Annotated in this window: 21 protein-coding genes; 6 read left to right on the top strand and 15 right to left on the bottom strand. The window is 56.8% G+C overall.

The features are described 5' to 3' along the window. Positions 1 to 53: 53 nt before the first annotated feature. From HF931_RS11860 to HF931_RS11850, 3 genes are read right to left on the bottom strand one after another with little or no spacing between them, the layout of a single operon-like run. Entirely contained in the window at positions 54 to 449 is a 396-nt protein-coding gene (locus HF931_RS11860; protein WP_035553647.1) for a nuclear transport factor 2 family protein, read from the bottom strand. Further along, positions 442 to 2,004 (bottom strand): Fe-S cluster assembly protein SufB, encoded by a 1,563-nt coding sequence (sufB, locus tag HF931_RS11855; protein ID WP_051602785.1) that lies wholly within the window; start codon positions 2,002 to 2,004, stop codon positions 442 to 444. Before sufB ends, HF931_RS11860 begins: the two co-directional genes overlap by 8 nt. Continuing rightward, positions 2,004 to 3,149, bottom strand: coding sequence for a cysteine desulfurase family protein (locus HF931_RS11850; protein WP_035553648.1), 1,146 nt, complete (start codon positions 3,147 to 3,149; stop codon positions 2,004 to 2,006). The genes sufB and HF931_RS11850 overlap by 1 nt, the downstream gene beginning before the upstream one ends. A 109-nt stretch (positions 3,150 to 3,258) precedes the next feature. On the opposite strand from HF931_RS11850, the gene HF931_RS11845 reads away from it, so the two are divergent. Next, positions 3,259 to 3,936 carry an alpha/beta hydrolase gene (locus tag HF931_RS11845; protein WP_035553651.1) on the top strand — a complete coding sequence of 226 codons (678 nt, stop codon included), beginning with the start codon at positions 3,259 to 3,261 and terminating at the stop codon, positions 3,934 to 3,936. Here HF931_RS11845 and HF931_RS11840 read toward each other — a convergent pair. Then, positions 3,933 to 5,051, bottom strand: a complete 1,119-nt coding sequence (locus HF931_RS11840; RefSeq protein ID WP_348762765.1) for an anhydro-N-acetylmuramic acid kinase — start codon at positions 5,049 to 5,051, stop codon at positions 3,933 to 3,935. The two genes, HF931_RS11845 and HF931_RS11840, sit on opposite strands and share 4 nt — an antisense overlap. A 59-nt stretch (positions 5,052 to 5,110) precedes the next feature. On the opposite strand from HF931_RS11840, the gene tyrS reads away from it, so the two are divergent. Next, entirely contained in the window at positions 5,111 to 6,361 is a 1,251-nt protein-coding gene (gene tyrS, locus HF931_RS11835; RefSeq protein ID WP_035553657.1) for a tyrosine--tRNA ligase, read from the top strand. Here tyrS and HF931_RS11830 read toward each other — a convergent pair. After that, complete coding sequence (locus tag HF931_RS11830; RefSeq protein WP_035553659.1) at positions 6,358 to 9,738, bottom strand: YhdP family protein; 3,381 nt, start codon at positions 9,736 to 9,738, stop codon at positions 6,358 to 6,360. The genes tyrS and HF931_RS11830 overlap by 4 nt on opposite strands. 83 nt (positions 9,739 to 9,821) lie before the next feature. Here HF931_RS11830 and HF931_RS11825 point away from each other — a divergent pair, with 83 nt between their 5' ends. The 3 genes from HF931_RS11825 to HF931_RS11815 all read left to right on the top strand — a co-directional run bounded on the left by HF931_RS11825 (position 9,822) and on the right by HF931_RS11815 (position 12,231). Continuing rightward, positions 9,822 to 10,286: a peroxiredoxin gene (locus tag HF931_RS11825; protein WP_035553661.1), complete on the top strand. Its 465-nt coding sequence runs from the start codon at positions 9,822 to 9,824 to the stop codon at positions 10,284 to 10,286. A 204-nt stretch (positions 10,287 to 10,490) separates the two neighbouring features. Continuing rightward, entirely contained in the window at positions 10,491 to 11,717 is a 1,227-nt protein-coding gene (locus HF931_RS11820) for a M23 family metallopeptidase (protein ID WP_035553664.1), read from the top strand. Next, the gene (locus HF931_RS11815; RefSeq protein WP_051602786.1) at positions 11,701 to 12,231 is read left to right on the top strand and encodes a bactofilin family protein; all 531 of its coding nucleotides are present in this window, start codon (positions 11,701 to 11,703) and stop codon (positions 12,229 to 12,231) included. The genes HF931_RS11820 and HF931_RS11815 overlap by 17 nt, the downstream gene beginning before the upstream one ends. 78 nt (positions 12,232 to 12,309) lie before the next feature. Here HF931_RS11815 and HF931_RS11810 read toward each other — a convergent pair whose 3' ends face one another. The 3 genes from HF931_RS11810 to HF931_RS11800 all read right to left on the bottom strand — a co-directional run bounded on the left by HF931_RS11810 (position 12,310) and on the right by HF931_RS11800 (position 14,319). Continuing rightward, positions 12,310 to 12,780, bottom strand: a complete 471-nt coding sequence (locus tag HF931_RS11810; protein ID WP_273240245.1) for an NfeD family protein — start codon at positions 12,778 to 12,780, stop codon at positions 12,310 to 12,312. Between the two features lie 4 nt (positions 12,781 to 12,784). Further along, complete coding sequence (locus HF931_RS11805) at positions 12,785 to 13,696, bottom strand: SPFH domain-containing protein (RefSeq protein WP_035553670.1); 912 nt, start codon at positions 13,694 to 13,696, stop codon at positions 12,785 to 12,787. A gap of 140 nt (positions 13,697 to 13,836) precedes the next feature. Next, a complete protein-coding gene (locus HF931_RS11800) occupies positions 13,837 to 14,319 on the bottom strand; it encodes a peroxiredoxin (RefSeq protein ID WP_035553674.1) in 483 nt (160 codons plus the stop codon). A gap of 119 nt (positions 14,320 to 14,438) precedes the next feature. Here HF931_RS11800 and HF931_RS11795 point away from each other — a divergent pair, with 119 nt between their 5' ends. Further along, positions 14,439 to 14,999: a YqgE/AlgH family protein gene (locus tag HF931_RS11795; protein ID WP_035553675.1), complete on the top strand. Its 561-nt coding sequence runs from the start codon at positions 14,439 to 14,441 to the stop codon at positions 14,997 to 14,999. Here the strand turns inward: HF931_RS11795 and HF931_RS11790 are convergent, their stop codons facing one another. The 7 genes from HF931_RS11790 to HF931_RS11760 form a co-directional block, all read right to left on the bottom strand. Then, a complete protein-coding gene (locus HF931_RS11790) occupies positions 15,000 to 16,028 on the bottom strand; it encodes an EAL domain-containing protein (RefSeq protein ID WP_035553677.1) in 1,029 nt (342 codons plus the stop codon). Between the two features lie 10 nt (positions 16,029 to 16,038). Further along, on the bottom strand, positions 16,039 to 16,608 hold the full coding sequence (locus HF931_RS11785) for a GNAT family N-acetyltransferase (protein ID WP_035553680.1): 570 nt from the start codon (positions 16,606 to 16,608) through the stop codon (positions 16,039 to 16,041). Positions 16,609 to 16,611: 3 nt separating this feature from the next. After that, positions 16,612 to 17,991 (bottom strand): threonine synthase, encoded by a 1,380-nt coding sequence (gene thrC, locus HF931_RS11780; RefSeq protein WP_035553683.1) that lies wholly within the window; start codon positions 17,989 to 17,991, stop codon positions 16,612 to 16,614. Further along, the gene (locus tag HF931_RS11775) at positions 17,988 to 18,680 is read right to left on the bottom strand and encodes an SURF1 family protein (protein WP_035553686.1); all 693 of its coding nucleotides are present in this window, start codon (positions 18,678 to 18,680) and stop codon (positions 17,988 to 17,990) included. The genes thrC and HF931_RS11775 overlap by 4 nt, the downstream gene beginning before the upstream one ends. A gap of 86 nt (positions 18,681 to 18,766) precedes the next feature. Beyond that, complete coding sequence (locus HF931_RS11770) at positions 18,767 to 19,639, bottom strand: cytochrome c oxidase subunit 3 (protein ID WP_035553689.1); 873 nt, start codon at positions 19,637 to 19,639, stop codon at positions 18,767 to 18,769. Positions 19,640 to 19,716: 77 nt separating this feature from the next. Beyond that, positions 19,717 to 20,295 carry a cytochrome c oxidase assembly protein gene (locus HF931_RS11765; RefSeq protein ID WP_273240239.1) on the bottom strand — a complete coding sequence of 193 codons (579 nt, stop codon included), beginning with the start codon at positions 20,293 to 20,295 and terminating at the stop codon, positions 19,717 to 19,719. After that, on the bottom strand, positions 20,292 to 20,606 hold the full coding sequence (locus tag HF931_RS11760) for a hypothetical protein (protein ID WP_035553693.1): 315 nt from the start codon (positions 20,604 to 20,606) through the stop codon (positions 20,292 to 20,294). Before HF931_RS11760 ends, HF931_RS11765 begins: the two co-directional genes overlap by 4 nt. Positions 20,607 to 20,608: the final 2 nt, after the last annotated feature.

Here is a 20,608-nt window from a genome sequence, read left to right as displayed (position 1 = left end):
CTGAAACAGGTCAGAAAGGTGAAATCTCATCATTTGCCGCACCTGGTGGCGACTTACGCGTCTCTCTGCGACAGCATATCGGATTCGCGCACGGATAGCCGTTCAGTCCACAAGGTCAGCGAGTGACACCGGCCATCAGCGTCCAACTCAACTTTGAGAATGCCGTTCGCGCGGTACGGTTCATCTAACGCTACGATGGTGCCGCCCATTGTCCAGTGCGCCCAACCTTCGGCGATTTTTTCAATTTCGAAAACGCTATCCGCCGTGCGAGCCCAAATATCAGCGAAGTAGGTTGAAATGACCTCCGCGCCTTTCGCGGGAGCATTGAACGGCGTCTCGAAAAATTCTGCAGTCTCGCCAAACAGGGATTTCAGCAACGCAACGTCGCCGCCGTCGTGGGCTCTGGCATAAGCGTCGAGCCAAGCGTCAAAGGCGTCAGCACTAGCCAACGCTGCCCTCCAAACTGACTTTGAGGAGGCTTTGCGCCTCAACTGCAAACTCCATCGGCAGTTCCTGCAGCACTTCACGCACGAAACCGTTCACAAGAAGGGCCACGGCCTCTTCCTCTCCGATGCCACGCTGACGAACGTAGAACATCTGATCGTCCGACAGTTTGGTGGTCGTCGCCTCATGTTCGAGCTGCGCATCGGCCCGGCGGTTCTCCACATAGGGCACGGTGTGCGCACCGCAGCGATCGCCGATCAGCAAACTGTCGCACTGGGTGAAATTGCGCGCCTTGTCGGCCTTGCGATTGATTGAGACGAGGCCGCGATAAGTGTTGTTCGACTTGCCTGCCGAAATGCCTTTGGAGATGATCCGGCTGCGTGTGCGCTTGCCCAGATGGATCATCTTCGTACCGGTATCGGCCTGCTGGCGGCCATTGGTGACAGCGATGGAGTAGAACTCGCCGACACTGTCATCACCGCGCAGGATGCAGCTTGGATATTTCCAGGTCACGGCCGAGCCGGTTTCCACCTGCGTCCAGCTGATCTTGGAGCGGTCACCACGGCAGTCGCCGCGCTTGGTCACGAAGTTGTAAATGCCGCCCTTGCCGTTTTCGTCACCCGGCCACCAGTTCTGGACGGTAGAATACTTGATCTCGGCATCTTCCAGCGCGACCAGTTCGACCACGGCGGCGTGAAGCTGGTTCTCGTCGCGCATAGGCGCGGTACAGCCTTCGAGGTAGGAAACATAAGCGCCTTCATCACACACGATGAGCGTGCGCTCGAACTGGCCTGTATTCTCGGCATTCATCCGAAAATAGGTAGACAATTCCATCGGGCAGCGCACGCCCTTGGGCACATAAACGAACGTCCCGTCAGAGAAGACCGCGCTGTTCAGCGTCGCAAAGAAATTATCGGATTGAGGCACCACGGTGCCGAGGTATTTCTTCACCAGCTCCGGATACTCGTGCACGGCTTCGGAGATTGACATGAAGATCACGCCGGCCTTTTCGAGCTCCTTGCGGAAGGTCGTCGCAACGGAAACGGAGTCGAACACCGCATCCACGGCGACTCGTGGGGTCTCTCGCGCAGCAGCGGCGCTCTCGGCCGCGCCCTCAACACCGAGCAACACCTCGGCTTCGCGGAGCGGAATGCCGAGCTTCTCGTAAGTTTCCAGAATTTCCTTCGGAACGTCGTCGATGGACTCGTACTTCGCGCCGGTTTTGGGCGCGGCGTAGTAATAGTAGTCCTGATAGTCAATGGTTGGATAATCGACCATCGCCCAAGTTGGCTCTTCCATGGTCAGCCAGCGCTTGTATGCCGCCAGGCGCCATTCGAGCAGCCATTCCGGCTCTTCCTTCTTGGCCGAAATGAAACGGATCGTATCTTCGGACAGCCCCTTCGGCGCCATGTCCATTTCAATGTCCGTGACGAAGCCTGCGGAATAGTTTTCGGACTCGAGCGCCTTCGCGGCCTCGACCGTTTCCTGGTCGATGCTGTCCTTCACCTTTACGTCGGTGCAGTCATCATCGTGATCGTCGATGCCGCCACAGCAATCCATCAAGCCGTTTCCTTCAATACCGTGCGCCGGGCTGCGTCGAGCCAGGCGGCTGCCACGCCGATAAAGTCTTCCGGCGTGCTGTTCCATCCAAAGCTGGTGCGGATTGCGGATTCCGCAAGGGCGTCAGATGCGCCCATCGCCAGCAATACGAGCGACCGCTTCACCTTGCCAGACGAACATGCAGACCCGGCTGAAATACACACACCCGCCAGATCCATCGCCATGACCTGCGTTTCCGCCGCAAAGCCCGGCTTGGCAAAGTTTGACGTCCCGGCCAGCCGCTCGGCGGTCTTGCCCATGATCGTCACGCCTGCTTCGCGTTCCAATTGCGCTTCCATATCATTTCGATACGAAGACAACATAGCATATTTTGGCAGATCCTTCACGGAGGCTTCGATCGCAGCGCCAAAGCCCGCCTGCGCGGCGACATTCTCTGTGCCAGATCGCAGCCCACGCTCTTGTCCACCGCCATGCATGACAGCCTTCAACGGAGCGCCAGCCCGGTGCCATAAGGCTCCGGCGCCCTGCGGGCCGCCAATCTTGTGCGCCGACAGGCTGAGATAATCGACGCCGAGCAGGCCGACATTGACTGGAATCTTGCCAAGCCCCTGTACCGCATCGCAAATCGTCAGTCCGCCGGCCTCACGTACGATACGCGCCGCGTCGGCGACGGGCTGGATCACGCCGGTCTCATTGTTGGCCAGCATCAGGCACAGCACCGGCGTGCCAAACGTCTCGTGGTCCCAGTCTGCAACCTGATCCGACAAGTGGTCGAGATCCACCGCGCCATTAGGCGTTACATACGCTGTTTGAACTCGCGCCCCCGAATGCGCTGCCGCTTTTGTAATTGCCTCATGCTCGATGGCAGAGACGAGGAAAGTGCAGTTTCCGTTCAGGGCCGCAACGACACCGTGAATCGCCAGATTGTCCGCCTCGGTTCCGCCACCGGTCAGGACAATGTCTTCGGCCCGACTGCCAATAGCGCCGCCAATCGCCGTGCGCGCACGCTCCAGCACGCCCCGGGCAGCACGTCCGGATGCGTGCACAGAAGACGGATTGGTCGCGCCCATGTCCCACACATCCACCATTGCCTTGCGCGCTTCCGGCCTTAGCGGTGAGGTTGCATTGTAATCGGCATAGATCATGGTGGTGATATACAGACTTCCAAGCGTTTTTGCAGGTGCAGAAAAATTTGCTTTTTACAGCTCAAATGGCTTATGACCGCGCCCTTTCCCCGTGACCAGCGAGTATGACATGGCAGAACTGATTATTCCGGGCCCTCAGGGCCGTATCGAAGCCCGTTACACAGAGCCACCGGTTCCCGGCGCGCCGATCGCGCTTATCCTGCACCCGCACCCCAAGGCGGGCGGCACGATGCAAGATCCGATCTCTATCCTGCTGTACCAGATGTTTGAGCGTCATGGATTTGGCGTCCTGCGCTACAATTCACGCGGCGTTGGACGCAGCCAGGGCCAGTACGATCAAGGCATCGGTGAACTGGAAGACGCCGCTTTCGTGCTCGACTATGTCGAAAATCTCGCAGAAAGCCCGCGTTATGTCTGGTGTGCCGGCTACAGCTTCGGGGCGTGGATCACGCTTCAGCTGCTGATGCGCCGCCCGGAGATTGACGGCTTCCTTGCAATCTCGCCGCCTGCGAACCACTACGATCTGTCATTCCTGGCACCCTGCCCGGCCTCTGGCCTGATCGTGTCCGGCGACTCAGATTCGATCTCCTCCCCTGAGGATGTCGAACGCGCGCTGACCAAGGTTCGCGTCCAGAAGGGCGAACAAATTGACCGCGCCACAGTCAAAGGCGCCAACCACTTCTATCAAGACAAGCGCGATGAGCTGATCGGCCTTTGCGAAGATTACCTGCTGCAGCGCCTGTCCGACGCGGAAGAAAAGCTGCGCCTGGAAGCCGAGGAAGACTAGGCCAACAATTTCCCGCCTCCCATGGGGGCGGGAACGCCTGTTGTTGATGGCCAACTGATCGGCAAGCTACGCGCTGTCCTTGCCGCCAGAAAGGCAAATGCCTCCGCCTCGATTGAATCGCCTCGCCACCCGACCGATTCAGCAGCCAGCACGTCGCAATTTGTCGCCCCGGCCAAAGCCTCCATCAGCACCGGATTGTGTCGGCCACCTCCACAAACAATCATGCGCGCCGGATATTCCGGCAGCAACGCAAGTGCCCGCGCCACCGCTCGCGCGGCAAATGCCGTCAGCGTCGCCGCGCCATCCTCTACTGACAACCCGCGCACCATGCTCGCGTTGAAATCATAACGGTCGAGAGATTTTGGCGGCGCCTGATCAAACCAGTCATGATCAAGCAATTGCACGAGCAGCCCCTCATGCGCCCGTCCGGCCGCCGCGAGGCGACCGCCGACATCATGAGTGCCGCGTGCATGTCCTTCCACCCACTCATCAATCGGCCCATTTGCGGGGCCTGTGTCGAAGGCGACTAAGGCACCATCGCTCATACGCGCGGTGATGTTTGCGACGCCCCCCAAATTAAGGACGCAGGCCGCCTCATCGCCAAGGCGATCAAGCAGTGCGACGTGATAGGCGGGTGCCAAAGGAGCGCCTTGTCCGCCCGCCGCGACGTCGTCCGAGCGGAAGTCAAAAGCGAGCGGAACGCCAAGGACGGCTCGCATTGATGGTGCGTCTATCAGTTGTAGCGTCGCGCCCTCGACGTCGGCGTTTGGGGCGCGGTGCAACACCGTCTGACCATGCACCCCCGCCAGCACAGGTTGCGGACCTTTCCACGCCGACAAAAGTTGCCCCCAGGCTGCCTGGTGAGTGCTTGTGATGACCCGGCGAGCCGCGTCAAACGCGACATTGGGCTCCTCACCCGTCCAATTCCATGCGCGTGCGGCGTCTGTTGCGCCCTGCAAAATGGCGCGCTCTTCGTTTGTGTATTTCCGCTCAGCCGTTGCGCCAAAATCGAAAACTTGCTCGCCATCCGTCAGGATCAACGCCGCATCCACAGCATCCAGCGACGTGCCGGACATGAAGCCAGCCACCCATTTAGGCTCAGAATTTTCACTGATGGAGTTCAAGAGTTCAGCTTTCCATGTTACGCGCGGGCGCTTCACGGAGACACGAGAAGATGAGCGATTACAAGTCGGAATTCCTGAAAACCCTGTCAGACAGAGGTTTCATCAAGCAGGTCACACATCCAGCCGAAATGGATACCTATTGCCAGACCGGCATTCCGACAGCCTATATCGGCTACGACGCGACAGCTGACAGCCTGCACGTAGGCCATCTGATGCAGATCATGATGCTGCGACACCTGCAGAAAGCAGGCGGCAAGCCGATCGTCTTGATTGGCGGGGGCACGACGAAAGTCGGCGATCCGACCGATAAGGAAAAATCTCGACCGTTGCTGACGGACGCGCAAATTGCGGAAAACATGGAAGGCATCAAGAAAGCCTTCTTGCCATTCCTTACGTTCGGCGATGGCCCGACCGATGCCATTATGGTCAACAATGATGATTGGCTCGGCAAGCTGGGCTACATCGAAATGCTGCGCAATGTCGGAACCTACTTCACAATCAACACAATGGTGAAACAGGATACGGTTGCCCGCCGCCTCGCGGCCGAGCAGCCTTATACCTTTCTTGAGTTCAACTACCTGCTGATGCAGTCCTATGATTTCCTCGAACTGTTCCGGCGTCAGAACTGCCGCATGCAGATCGGCGGCTCTGATCAATGGGGCAATATTGTTGGCGGTGTCGACCTGATTCACAAATCGGTTGGTGGCGAAGCCTATGGCCTGACGGCGCACCTGATCACTACGTCTTCTGGTGGCAAGATGGGAAAGACGGCAGATGGAGCTGTCTGGCTGAATGCCGACCGCAAGAGCCCATACGAGTACTGGCAATTCTGGCGGAACACGGAGGACGCCGATGTTGGCCGCTTCCTGCGCCTGTTTACCGAATTACCGCTGGAAGAAATCGCCCGACTTGAAGCGCTTGAAGGTGCCGACATAAACACAGCGAAAATTGTGTTGGCGAACGAGACCACCCGCATGCTGCATGGTGAAGCAGCCGCGAAGGAAGCGGAAGCCGCAGCTTCGGCTGTCTTTGCCGCAGGCGGATCTGCGGAAGCTTTGCCGACGGTCGAAATTCCGACCTCTGAGCTAGAAGCAGGTATGCTTGTGGCCGCGGCGTTTGCAGCGGCAGGACTGACAGAATCGAATGGCGAAGCCCGCCGTTTGATCAAGCAAGGTGCGGCGAAGGTGAATGATGCCCCTGTGTCTGATCAAAACGCATCCATCTCGGCTGCTGATATTATCGACGGCGCGATCAAACTGTCAGCAGGCAAGAAACGCCACGCCCTGGTGAAGCCAATCTAGAATTCTTCTTCCGGAATGGGTGGCAGCTCTGACGGAATAGGCTCATCATCTGGACGCGCCTGAGCTTCAGGGATCTCTGTATCCGCCGGGTTTTCAAAGATCCGGCGGATAACGCCTGGTGCGAGCGCAGAAAGCGGATTCACCGATACATTCGCCTTTTCCAGACTTCCGCGCACACTGTAGGTCAGCGAGAACACGCCCTCACCATCCCGTCCAACGACCAGGTCACCGATAATAGGAATTCCTCCGAGCGCTGAGTTCATCCCAAAACTCGGAACCAATACACCATCGACACTTATATCGCTGTCGGCGTTGAGATACCCGTTCACAGTCAACCCCAGCGCTGGCCCTTGAGCCTTTCCACCCGTTACGACATAGCGGTCCCCCGCAACCGTCAACGGAATATCGATCCGGGAGAACAGCACGCCATCACCACCCAGCGTGTCTGCCAATCCACGGAGCGAAGCGAGGGAAAGTATCTGCGTAAGAAATGGAGCGTTTCTCAATCGGCCATCCGTGATGACAATATCAAATTGTGACGGTGATCCGTCGCGGGCCAATGTGCCCTGAAGATCAAGACGACCGCTTTCCAGAAAATCGAGATCTAGAAACGCGCTGGCAATAAAGCCTGCGTCGCTGCTGATCACCCGAATCTTCGTTCCTTCCGGCGATGACCCATCAAGATCAATATCAAATGCAGAGCCATCGTCGGTGTTGCCAGTTGCAGACAGCTTCTGCATTCCGTTCACAGTGGAATTCCAAGTGACATCTGCATTCCGCACAAACAGCCCGCCGCCCATGGCAAGCGTATCCACATCAGCCGTCACATTGAGAGGCGTACCGTTCGACTCGTTCGCACTTCCCAGCGCGCCGATTCCGGGAAGCGCACCTGACAAATCGAGATAGCTACCTACAAGTGCCACTTCGAGATTGTCATTCTCATCGCGTGTGATTTGTCCGTTCACATCCGCCGTATCAGCAAGATAGGCGCGGCGTAGATCCGCGGATACCAACCGCGAATCCGGTCCCAGGGTGAATTGACCATCAAGATAGGCATCATCACTGCGGAACAGCACGTCAGATGAAAAGCCATCACCTTCACGCTCGTAATGGACTGAGACTTTACCGTCTTGCCCTGCCCGCTTGACCCAGCCGATTTCCGACAAGTCCAATCGCGCCTCAGTCAAATCCATCGCGACATTGGCAACCGAGACTTCTTCGCCATCGATTGTGGCCTGTATCTCCGCTGGCACTTCACCTGACAAGTAAGCGCGGCCGGGCAGACCAAATCGATTGAGTACGTCCGGGGACACAATTGCCGTGGCAGACAAAGCAGAAGGCGCATCGCCATCGGTAAAGCCGTCTCGCCATGTAAACTGAACAGGTGCCGGCCCCAGGTCACCAAACCCGGAAATCGTCATTCCCTCCTGGTCCACCTTGATCTCGGCCGTTGCCTTGGACAGATCCAGCCCAAGCGCCGCACCCTTCAGCCCGCCATCTGACAGGGTTCCGATCGCGGTGTAGCGCACGTCTTCATCCGGAACATTGTCGAGTGCCGGACGGAACAATTCAAAAGTCGCCTCAGCTTTCCCACTTACTCGAGATTGTTCAAAATCCAGTTCCAATCGGGATTCGTTGAGAGTCTTGATTACAAGGTCTGCCGGGCCGTGACCTCTTGCAAATACCCTGAAATCCTCCCCCTTCGGATTAAAAGCAGGGAAATCCACAAGACCTTCATCGACGTTCCAACCGCCATAGTCAGCACGATCAACAATGACGCGGAAGCTGTTCCCGGTCAGTCGTCCCGTACCTACGGCATTTTCGGCGGCAGGCAGATCGTCCAGGAACTTCACGTTGGCGGAGTTGATATCGAAGGTGAGATTCAAATCCTCGTCTCTCAGATATCCCTGTTCGAAGCTGTCCCGCTTCAGCGTCAGCTGCGCCTCAAGATTCGTCACGTCGGTGTTGGTGATGCGCTTGTCGGTGAAAGAGCGAGCGCCTGTACCAAGTGTTACTGGCCAGAAAGCCAGAACAGACTCTTTCGCCACACTACCTTCCGTTTCAAGCTCGATCGTGCCGACGAAGGGAGGCTCCATGCCCTCGCGATCTGCAAGCAAGGCAACATCCAATAGAAAATTGAACCGGGTATCATTTGTCTTGAAACTGAGCTTCGTATTCTTGAAAGCCCGCCCGGTAAAATCGGCGACACCCAGCATATTAAGGTCAGCCAGCGACACTGGCGCAGCAAGTGTTGGCGTGATGTCGAGAGCAAGCCTGTCACTGGCCAGAGTGAAAGCGCGATCTCCCACGCTTTTGAGAGCATCTGACACCGTAATATCGAGTTCCCCCGAAACAGGTCCGAATTTTGACGATACCCAATCGATCCTCAGTTTGTCTTCCGTTGCAAGGTATGCGACCTCAAGATCGAGATCCGACACCTCAAGCCCGTCATCACCGAAGGGGAGTTCACCTCCCTCGAGCGTCGCAAGCAATTTGATCTCCTCGACACCATTAAGGGAGGATGTGTCGAATTCGAGCGTAATGTCGGCTGGTACGCCTGCCAGTGTTTCACTTTCAGCTCCGAAGCGGGCTGCCAGATCTGCGAGCGACCATTCTGCAACTGCAACCGATGCATTCATGCGGGCGTTCATTTCGGAGGTCTCGACATCAATTGCGATGCCACCGGGCAGCCCGGTCCCAACACCGCTGCCAGAAATCGCCAGTGACAGTCCGTCCTCTTCCGACAACAAGGCACCGCGCGAATCTGCGAGCTTGAACATTTGCGCGCCATCAGCACCAACGACCCGCATTTCGAATTGGTCGAATGAAAGCCGCTCTAGACTGAAATCCTGCTGGGCTTCACCAAGAGCTGTCAGGACCATAGGCAGCACGGTGTTGATCCGTTCGAGCCACTCGCTCGGATTCTGAGGCATTTGCCCAACGGGGATTTCCGGAAGCGGATCACCGGCAATGTGCCAAATGCCGTCTGTGGATTGCCGAACATCGATCCAGCCGTCTCGCAAATCGAGACCCAGTACTTCAACGTCACCAAGCACAAGAGCCGAGCCTGCAAGTACGATGCGCGCGCTATCCGCCTCGGCTGACACATTGCCCTGATCGTCAAGCAGACGAATATCATAGCCCGTCACGAGCACACGTCGGTCTTCGGCAGACCACTCCAGGTAAACATCATCCACGGTCACTGGCCGACCATTGCGCGAATTGCTCAATCCGCGTTCGATGTCGTCTCGGAACATTTCCAGCTCAATGGGGCCACTCGATAAACGAAACACCAGCAACGCTGCCAGAAGCAGGACGACCAGAATCAATCCACCCAGTATCTCTAGTATGATAAGCGCGGCTGGCTGACGGACCAATTCGAAGACTCCGGAAATCGGCTAAAAATTACGTTCCATAATGATATATGCACACGAAGGCGCCCGCACCATAGGAGGAATACATGGCGAATCCATTGCAGGCCGGAGACAAGGCTCCGAATTTTTCGATGCCGTCCACAGAAGGCGACATCAGCCTGAAAGACTTTGAGGGCAGCTATCTGGTCCTCTACTTCTATCCGCGGGACAACACACCCGGCTGCACCACAGAAGCGAAGGACTTCACTGCACTGGTAGACGAGTTCGGCGCACGTAATGCAAAAATTGTCGGCGTGTCGCGCGACTCCATGACCAAGCACGAGAACTTCAAGGCCAAGCAGGACCTGAGAGTCATTCTTGCGAGCGATGAGGACGGCAAGACGACCGAATCCTACGGCACCTGGGTCGAGAAGAACATGTATGGCAAAACCCATATGGGAGTCGCCCGCGAGACCTTCTTGATAGATCCAACCGGCAAGATCATTAAACTTTGGAAAAAAGTGCGGGTGAAAGGCCACGCGCAGGAGGTTCTGGAGGCGCTTCCAGAGTAAACAAAACCTTTGCATGACAAGGTTTAAGGCACTCGCCCCAATGATTAACGAGAGATTTACCCTAATACGCGAATAATATCATGAATTATGCTGGCAGGGGGTTTCGTCCCTTTGCGTTTTCGGTATTTATAAATCTACGGGTTTGGGAACTTACTGTAGGTGTGGTTGCAGTAGGCGGTGTGATTCCAGCGACGGGTGGCGTGAATGGCGAAATGGAGTGCGAATCTCAAAGCGACGTTTGATCGCGCATTTCCCGAACGGCAAATATATCATCGTAGTGGCGGCACGGTTCGCTACATTTCCATTTCTCCCTGGCAGCAAGCGATTTTTGCAATTGGCGCAACTGCGCTTGCTGGCTGGACAATTTTCCTGACCGGCTCGTTTGCTCTAGGCGGCTCGACAACGTCGATCGCCGGCAACTCGGACGATCGTGAACTCGCCAAATATGAGCGCTGGGTTCAGGACTTGCGGGCGAAAGACGCGCTTTCCCGGTCACTGCTTGAAGAACGCACCGACGCGTTCCAGCGCGAGACGGCTGAGTGGGAAGATCGCCAGAAAGCACTCGAAGAATTGTTCGAACAGCTAAAGGGCGATGAGGACCTGGAAGTCTCGGCCCTCAAGGGCGACGGCGCTGATCTCTTGGTTCAGGCCTCAATCGAAGAAGCTGACGATCGGCAATCACGCGACAGCTTCCGGATGACGGCGACGCTTGATGCCAGCGGCAATCGCGTCAGCGTGAAGAAACTGAAATATAATCAGGAACGGATGCTTGATGAGGCGGAAGACCTAGCCATTGAACGAGCCGAACGTGCCCGCAGCGTCATTCAGCTGACCACGATTGGCAGCGACCGCATCATGGAAAGTGCTGAGATGGGCGGCCCGCTCGTCTCTCTGGCTAACCTGACCGCAGGTGACGGCAGCGTCCTGTCGCAGCAAGATATCAATTTCTACAATCGGCTGACCGAAACACAGGCTCGTGTCGCCGAAATGCAGTACTACGAACAAATCGTGGAAAGCCTACCTCTGGGCCCGCCTGTCGGCGTTCCCTTCCGTCACACAAGTCCGTACGGAATCCGGGTAGATCCTTTCTTCAAACGCCCGCGCTGGCACAATGGTATTGATGTCGCCGCTTATGGTGGGGCTCCCATCGTGGCATCAGGTCCGGGCACTGTAAGCTTCGCCGGTGCCCGTTCGGGGTATGGACGAATTGTCGAGATTGACCATGGATACGGCTTCAAGTCCCGTTATGGTCACTTGCGGTCGATTTCCGTGTCCAAGGGTGATACGGTTAAAGCGGGCGATCTTGTGGGGAAGATGGGCACAACCGGAAGAAGTACCGGATATCACCTCCATTTCGAGGTGCTGTTCAACGGTAAAGCATATGATCCAGTAAAGTTTTTGAAAGCAGGCCGCCATGTTCACGAAGAATAACAAATCCAGTGACACCCCCACTCCAATTGAACAAACGAAAGTTGCTCCTGCTCAGGATGCCATTCGCGGAGCGTCCTCCAAGCCAGCCGCTCGCGCCGCATCGATCATCTGTGCAGACATGAAGATCAATGGATCTGTAACGTCCGAGGGCGCACTGCAGATCGACGGCACGGTGGACGGAGACGTATCCGCTACTGACATCACCATCGGTGCCAGTGGCCACATTACCGGTGAAGTGAAGGCCGAAGTTGTTCGCGTCAAAGGACGCATCAAGGGTTCGATCCGCGCCCGCAAGGTGGAGCTTGAAACCGGTGCTCACGTCAAAGGCGACATCGTGCATTCTTCGCTTCAGATCCAGTCGAACGCCGTATTTGAAGGCCAAGTGAAGCACGCGGAAGATCCGCTGAAAGACACTGCCCCAAAGGCGGCAGCGAGCGTTTCCAACGAGTCAAAGCAGCCTCTGGCCTCTCAAGGCCCGTCTGCCTCATACGGAATTTCCCCGACAGCGTCCTGATACCGCTGACGATATTATCAGACACAATAAAGGCCGCTCCTATCCGGGGCGGCCTTTTGCAATTGGATCTGATAACTTTCAGGGAGCAGCTTTGCGAACCATCGCAGTCGTCATCTTGGCGCCATCAACAATGATCGTGTCGCCGCCGTGGATAGTCTCGCCTTCGATGGCTTCTGCGCGCCACACTGTATCCCCAACACGGATCTGACCGGTGCCCGACACAAAGTCTCCGACGGCGAGCCCACGCTCACCCACAAGGGCTTGCATGCGCCGATTCAGGGTTGGGTGTTCTGGCGAGCTCTTTCGCACACCAGACAGAACGGTTCGGCCGAAAACCACGAGCGCTGTCGATGCCACGCCAAACACGATCATCTGACCCTGCCAGACCGTCCAGGCATCTGGAGCGAAGTAGGCAAATCCAGCGGTCAACCACGCGGCAATGGCGACCATTAGCAGGTCAAAAGTACCGCTCATCATCTCGATGCCAAACAGGATCAGACCGAGTGCCAACCAGTGCCAGAATGTGAGTTCAGAAAAAACCTGTTCCATCTGATCAGCTTCCTTTCTTGTCGGTCAGCCCCTTGATGCCCTCAATGGTGCCGATGATGCTCGAGAATTCTGCCGGAATGATGACCGTCTTCTGCTGCTCGGACGAAGCCAATTTGGAGAAGGCATCGACATATGCCTGGCCGAGGAAGTAGTTGATCGCGTTCACGTCACCGGCGGCAATCGCTTCGCTGACCAATGTGGTAGCCTTGGCTTCGGCCTCGGCTTCGCGCTCGCGGGCCTCAGCGTCGCGGAACGCAGCTTCACGGCGGCCTTCAGCTTCCAAAATTTGGGCCTGCTTCTGACCTTCGGCTTTCAGAATTGCAGACTGCTTGTCGCCCTCAGCTGTCAGAATCTCAGCACGCTTCAACCGCTCAGCCTTCATCTGGCGCGCCATGGCCTCTGTGATGTCGGCCGGCGGGCTGAGATCGGCAATCTCGATCCGCGTGACCTTTACACCCCATGGATTGGTGGCCGCATCGATCACGGTCAATAGGCGGGCGTTGATGTCGTCGCGATTGGACAGGACTTCGTCGAGGTCCATCGAGCCTACCACGGTCCGGATATTGGTCAGGGCGAGGTTCGTGATGGCGTGGTGGAGATTGTTGACCTCATAGGCGGCCGCCACAGCGTCCACTACCTGGATGAAGACAACAGCGTCGCAGGACACCATCGCGTTGTCCTTAGTGATGACTTCCTGCTGCGGAACATCCAACACGGTCTCCATCATGTTCATTTTCCGACCGACCCGGTCGAAGAAGGGAGTGATGATCGACATGCCTGGATTGAGCGTGCGCGTGTATCGCCCAAACCGCTCAACGGTATAATTGTAGCCCTGCGGCACGAATTTGAACGCGGACGTCAGACCAATCAAACCGACAACCGCGATCAAAATGACGACAGCAAAAAACGGATCCATGTATTCCTCTCCTTCTGTTACCCAGAATTAATGTGGGAGAGGTTTTCCGTTTTTCAATAATACTTTAATGAAAAACGGCGCGCCCAGCCCCACCAGACGCGCCGTTCATCTCACGATTTGCTTAAAAAAGCTTGTCGGGATTAAAGCTGATTAAGCATGTAATCCGCGCTTGATACTTTGAATTCTCCGCCGTCTTCGACATTCAGCTCAGATACGGTACCGTCCTTGACGATCATGGAATAACGCTGCGAGCGCTGCCCCATTCCAAAACCGCTTGCATCCAGCTCCAGGCCGATTGCCTTTGCAAATGCACCATTGCCATCGGCGAGCATGCGTACGGTTTCGCCAGCGCCGGCATCCTTGCCCCATGCGCCCATGACGAAGACATCATTGACGGATGTACAAATGATCTCGTCCACGCCTTTCGCCTTCAGGTCACCGGACTTGTCCACGAAACCCGGCAGGTGACGTGCGGAACATGTCGGCGTGTAGGCGCCAGGAACGGCAAACAGCGCAACAGTCTTCCCGCCGAAAACTTGCTCGGTCGTACGCGGTTGCGGCCCATCGGCGGTCATTTCCATGAAGGTTGCTTCGGGAAGCTTGTCTCCGACTTGAATGCTCATCAGCTGTTCTCCTTGATGCTGTCCTGCTCAGATAGAACGTCAAAGGTGCGGCTACAAGCGTGGCATCCCTTGCCAAAGCGCATCATTTCCCTCAGCCTTGGGGACGAAAGGAAATCGTGATGGACACCGACCTGACCGGAAAGCTGTTGATCGCCCTACCCGGCATTGGCGATCCGCGTTTCTCACGATCGGTTATTCTCGTCTGTGCCCACTCACCTGAGTTTGCGATGGGCATCGTCCTGAACAAACCCATGACGGGACTCACGTTGCCTCAACTTCTGGAGCAGCTCGACATCCCGTTGGAAATCGACATTCCTGATGAACTGGTGCTGGATGGTGGCCCAGTGAGCAGCGATCGAGGTTTCGTGCTGCATACGGATGATGTGATCAGCGAAGGCGCGACGCTCGAAATTGATGGCGAGTTCTGCATGACGGCGACGCGAGATATATTACTCGCGATGGGCACGCGACGTGGCCCGCGGCGCTCCGTGCTTGCGCTCGGCTATTCAGGCTGGGGTGCTGGCCAGCTGGAATACGAACTCGCCGAAAATGCCTGGCTGGTGGGTACGCCTAATGCGGAGCTTGTTTTCGGTGAGAGCCATGATGGGAAATGGGACGCCGCGCTAAACGAACTCGGGATCGACAGCGGACGCCTTCAGATCCATCCCGGAACGGCCTGATTATCCTTTCAGGAACGCCAGGGCATCGGTCTCTTCCATGGGGCGTGCAAACGCGAATCCTTGTGCATAATCGAAGCCGAGACTCCGCAGGCGGGTAGCGTCTTCCTTGTTTTCAACCCCCTCAGCCGTCGTTGTCATGCCCAAGCGTTCGGCAAGCAGGGTGAGTGTGCCAAGTATTGTATCTGTACGGTATTGCCCCAGACGGCGGGTAAGACCATGGTCGACCTTCAAACTGTCCGCAGGAAAGTCTGCAAGCCAGGCAAAAGAGGAATGCCCGGTGCCGAAATCATCGAGCACCAGACCTGCACCGACAGCTTTCAGCGCCAACACTGCTGCAAGCGCATGGCTCTCATCCCGCAAGGCCGCCTGCTCCGTCAGTTCGATCCTCAACGATCTCTCCGGCAGGTCGTACCCGTTCATCAATGCTTCGACCAAAGCAGGCAGAGCACTCCGAGACAGGTCCCTCGCGGTCAAATTCACATGCATGAACAGATCTGATCGTCCGGATTGCGCCCGCATCTTGGCCAGCGTTTCCGCTGACCTGATCAGCATGTTTGAAGCGAGCGCTTCGTCTTCATACCGGTTCGGCGGGTTCTTTGCGTCGCCACCATCCCAGCGCGCCAGTGCCTCAAACCCAGCTATGTGCCCGTTTCCCAGAGAGATGATCGGTTGGAATACGGGGTACAAATCTGGACCAGGCTGAAGGTCTGAGGGATCAAATTCCGAAAATTCGCTATCAGCCAACAACATGCCCAGCGCTTCGTCTTGACCGACAAATGCGCCCACCAGATGAATATCGTCGCCCTCTGACAAACGCAGGCTGCATCGCACCGGCCCTTCGGGAACCTTGAATGCTTCTGCAAGCCGGCCTCGGCTAAGCCCTTCAAACAACTGCTCAATCGCGTTGAGCGACCATTGGCCAGCCAGAACCGACAATTCGGTTCCCTTCGGCGCTTCAATCAGAAGCTGCCTGGTTTCGGCATTCCAGTGCCAACTGCCTTGGGCTTGCGTCGCTTGGTCAGATCTCATCTCGATCAGCCTAGTGTTGAACGTCTCGCCTGACGAGGGCGAAAAGGACATGATCGCGTCTGACACCCGCAATCTCAAGGTATTTCTCTGCATGTCCCTCTTCCCGAAAGCCGTTTGATTCCAAGACTTTCCGGGAACGCAGGTTTGATGCCAGTATTCCTGCCTCAATGCGATGAAGGTGCAGATTGTTGAACGCCCAGTCGCAAACTGCCCGCACGCCTTCCTGCATCAGGCCCTGCCCCTGAAAGTTGATGCCCAGCCAGTATCCCAGACTGGCACTATCGGCGGGCCAACCGCGGACATTGGTGAGGGATACACCGCCAACAAGTTCGTTGTCTTCCAGCCTGCGGATAAGAAATACGTAGGCTCGGCCAGACTGCCAGCCTGATTTCCACGCCTGAAGCCGCCTGGACCAGTCGGCACGGGAGTTGGCGTCTTCAGGCCAACTTGGCTCCCAGGGCTGCAAATGCTTCCGACTACGCTTGCGCAGATGGGACCAATCCTTGAAGTCCCGCTTCCTCGGCGGCTCGATAACCAGCCGATCCGAGACAATAACGGTTTCCTTCCGGCTGATCGCCATTGCTTAGCGGGCCAACTGCTCGACTCGGGCGCGCACCGCGGCCAGCGTCGGTTCCACGCGTTCGAATACTTCTTCATTCTCGGTAACGCCGGTGGCGAAATCCGGAAGCCCCGCCTCGCGCCCAGTTGCCTGCTTCACGGTCTCAGGGAATTTCGCGGGTGATGCTGTCGCCAGAACGACCGTCGCGACATCCGCTTTTGGTGACAGCCGCGCCACACGCGTTCCAACCGCTGTGTGAGGGCAGATCAGCCAACCTGTCTCGGATTCGAACTGCTTCATTTCTTCCAGAGTGTCTGCATTGCTGACACTTTGAACGCGAATACCGGAACAGCTCATACGCCCCTTCGCTGTTTCAGGAAGATCCGCCTCACCTGCCTGTTTGAACCGTTCGTAAACACCGCGCACAGCGTCACTGTCGCGTCCGGACAGTTCGAACAGGATGCGTTCGAAGTTTGAAGGAATGGAGATGTCCATGGCCGGGCTTGGAGTTTCGACAGTTTGCGCCTTCGTCATCTTGCCGGCCTCGAACAGGCGCAACAACGCGTCGTTCTCATTCACCGCGCAGACAATATCCAGACCGCCCGGCAACATTCCGCAACGTGCGGCGACATATCCGGCAAGCGCATCGCCCATATTGCCACTCGGCACGATGAAACGAATTTGCTGCCCCGCCAGCGCAGCTTGTGAGGTTGCGTAGTAGACTGTCTGCGCGGCAATACGGGCCCAGTTGATGGAATTCACGCCGGACAGGCTTACCCGATCTGCAAAGTCACGGTCTGCAAAGAGCGATTTCACAATGGTCTGGCATTCGTCGAAATCAGTTTCGAGTGCCAGATTGAGCACATTGTCTGCGCCTGTTGTCGTCATGAAAAGGCGTTGGATGGGAGAAACGCGTTCAAACGGGTGAAGGATTACGAGGTCGGCATGCTTTGCCCCGGCAAACGCCGCCGCAGCAGCTCCGCCTGTGTCGCCTGACGTTGCACACATGATCGTCATGCGCTGGCCTGTCTTGCCGAGTACGAGGTCGTAGAGCTGACCAATCAACTGCATCGCCACATCCTTGAACGCCAAGGTCGGACCATGGTGAAGTTCAAGCAGCCAGTTTGCTGGGCCGGATTGGGTCAAAGGTGTCACGGATTGATGCGCGAAGCTGGAATAGGCCCGCTCGCAAAGTCCGAGCACCTCGTCCCATGTCAGCGCGTCTCCAGCGAAGGCCGAGATCACACGGGCGGCCACGTGCGCATAAGGTTCGCCCGGTTTCGCGGGGTCGATCTGTGGGTAAGCCTCGGGAATATACAGGCCGCCATCGGGCGCAAGTCCTGCGAGGCAAGCGCCAAGAAAATCGACAGGCTCAGACTGTCCCCGAGTGGAAATATACTTCATTCCGCGTCCCTTCCGCGAAACCGCAAGCGGCCTTTTTGATAGTGAAAGGCGAGATACACACCCAGAAGCGCCAAGGCGAGCCCCCACCACGTAATTGCGTAACCAAAATGCCGTTGAGGCGGCAGGTCATCATCCATGCGAAGGCGCGCAAACGGATTGCGACCAGCCATTGCACGGCCATTCTCAACCAAGCGAAGCGTTTGCGGCTCAAATGCCTCAGGCGACACACGGTCCGCCATCGTGCTTGGAAGAATATTCGAGAGATCTTTGATACTGTAGGCGTAAAATACGCCAGCTGCAGGCTTGTCCGGGCTGGCAAAGACATTCCGGTTGCCGGGCGTCTTGTAGATCCCCTGCGCGGTGAAGTTCAGGTTTGCACCGCAATCTGGCCCCTGACACGGAACTGGGGGCTCTACCTGGTAAAGCAATTCAATCGTGGTGAAGACCACATTGTCGCCCGCATCGACGGCGACGACGCGCCGCCATGAAGCCGCGCCATCCGCATAGGCGTAGACCATCGCTTCACTGCCCGGCACAACCCGACCCGACAGGGTTTGCCAGTTCGGCTCGGTCTCATCGAGTGCCATCTTTTCGCTGAACCGCCCGTACTGCCAATTCCCCAGCATCACCAGAATGATCAGCGACGCGATGGTGAACAAGGTGAGAATGGGAAATGGGCGAAAGGTCATGAGGCCTCAAAGTGTACCTGAAAAAAGGCCCGCCAGGCATGTGCGCCGGCGGGCCTGTCGATTGTTCAGTCTATGCCAGCGGCAGTCTACCCGCCGTAAACGAGGTGTGGCACCACGTAAACGAACGCAAACAGGAAGAGCCAGACGACGTCAACGAAGTGCCAGTACCAGGCAGCAAATTCGAAGCCGAGATGCTTCTCAGCGCTCATGCCGCCCATCAGAAGGCGGATCAGGCAGATCGCCAGGAAGATCGTACCGATTACGACGTGCGCACCGTGGAAGCCGGTCGCCATGAAGAAGGCGGAACCATACAGCGTCCCATCGAATGTGAACTGGGCGTGGCTATATTCGTAAGCCTGCAACAGCGTGAACACGAAGCCGAGGATAACCGTAAGGATCAGGCCGTTGCGTGCGCCGGCACGGTCGCCATGCTGAAGGGCGTGGTGAGCCCAGGTTACAGTTGTACCGGACAGCAGAAGGATCAACGTGTTGATCAGTGGCAAATGGAAAGGATCGAACGTCTCAACACCGACAGGAGGCCAATCGTTGAAGCGAGCGAGACCATCTGCGTAGAGTGCGTTCGTGGAATCCCAGGTTTCGCCGACGCGTGCGCTTTCGAAAATTGCGAACTCAAAGAAGCTCCAGAACCATCCCGCGAAGAACATGACTTCTGACGCGATGAACAGGATCATGCCATAGCGAAGACCGATCTGAACAACAGGCGTGTGGTCACCGACATTGCCTTCCTTGATGACTTCGCGCCACCAGCCGAACATCACCCACATGACCATGGCCAGCCCCAGTGCAAGCAGCCACCAGGTACCTGCTTCGAGGCCAAACAGGCCTTTCATGTAGGTCACGCCGCCCAGGGCAGTGACAACAACCGCAATCGACCCCAGCAGCGGCCAGGGTGACGGGTTTACGAGATGGAAATCGTGTTTGACTTCGTCGTGAGCCATGGCCCTTTTGACCCCTCTAAAAAATCACATGAATCAGAGCGCTGTTTAGACCGCTCCGGCTTGTATTTGCAACTGTATCAGCCGGCATTGGCTGAATTCGCCGCACCCTTTTGTGCGGCTTTTTCCTCGCCTGAATAGCTTGAACTGTCAAAGAACGTGTAGCTGAGCGTAATCGTCTCCAGCGATTTCGCTACACGATCCTCGAGCATGTCCGCCGATACGAAATAGACAATGGGGAGCTTCTTCGTTTCTCCCGGCGCGATAACCCGCTCCTCGAAGCAGAAACACTCCAGCTTGTTGAAATAGAGCCCTGCATAATGCGGCGTCACATTGTAACTCGCAATGACGCGCACTTCCCGATCGGTCGGGTTTGTGACTTCGTAAAACGCCAGTCCGTGTTGGCCAAGCTTCAACTCTTGCTCGGTCTGAAGCGGGCGAAACAGCAGAGGCACGTCAGCAACATTTGCATCGAACCGAACGTCAATTGTCTGATCGACAACCATCTCCGGCGCCGCAATCGCAATGCGGGTTGTTCCCCCAAAGCCCGTGACCTTGCAAAAGGTGTCGTAGAGTGGGTCCGCAGCGAAGCCCAGTCCCAGCATACCGCTGAAAACTCCCAGGGAAATCAACGCAACTTTTGTGTTCGACAGCCTCATGAAGGGTCTTCCTCACTCGGTGTTTCATCTGCTGGGGTCAAGTTTGGCGGCGGCGCAGCCTGTTCCGGGGTCATGCCGGTAGGCAATTCCTGCACACGTTCGCCACGGTCATCCATATTGTAATAGAAGCCGCTCTCGCTCAGGTCGGAAGACGAGAGACGAATGAAGGTAATCACGCCAACGAGGATGACGAACACGGCAAGCGCGATGCCGAGCCAGCGATTGCGGCTGTTTCGAGCGCGAAGCTCTTCCTGACTCACCGCAGGCGCATCTGCAAACTGGCCCTGATACTTGTCTTGCTCATTTGTCATCT

This window comes from Hyphomonas atlantica corrig. (assembly GCF_017795365.1).
Classification (GTDB): Bacteria; Pseudomonadota; Alphaproteobacteria; order Caulobacterales; family Hyphomonadaceae; genus Hyphomonas; species Hyphomonas atlantica.
The sequence above is the reverse complement of the archived record's forward strand: the minus strand, read 5'-3'. Positions and strand labels throughout refer to the sequence as shown.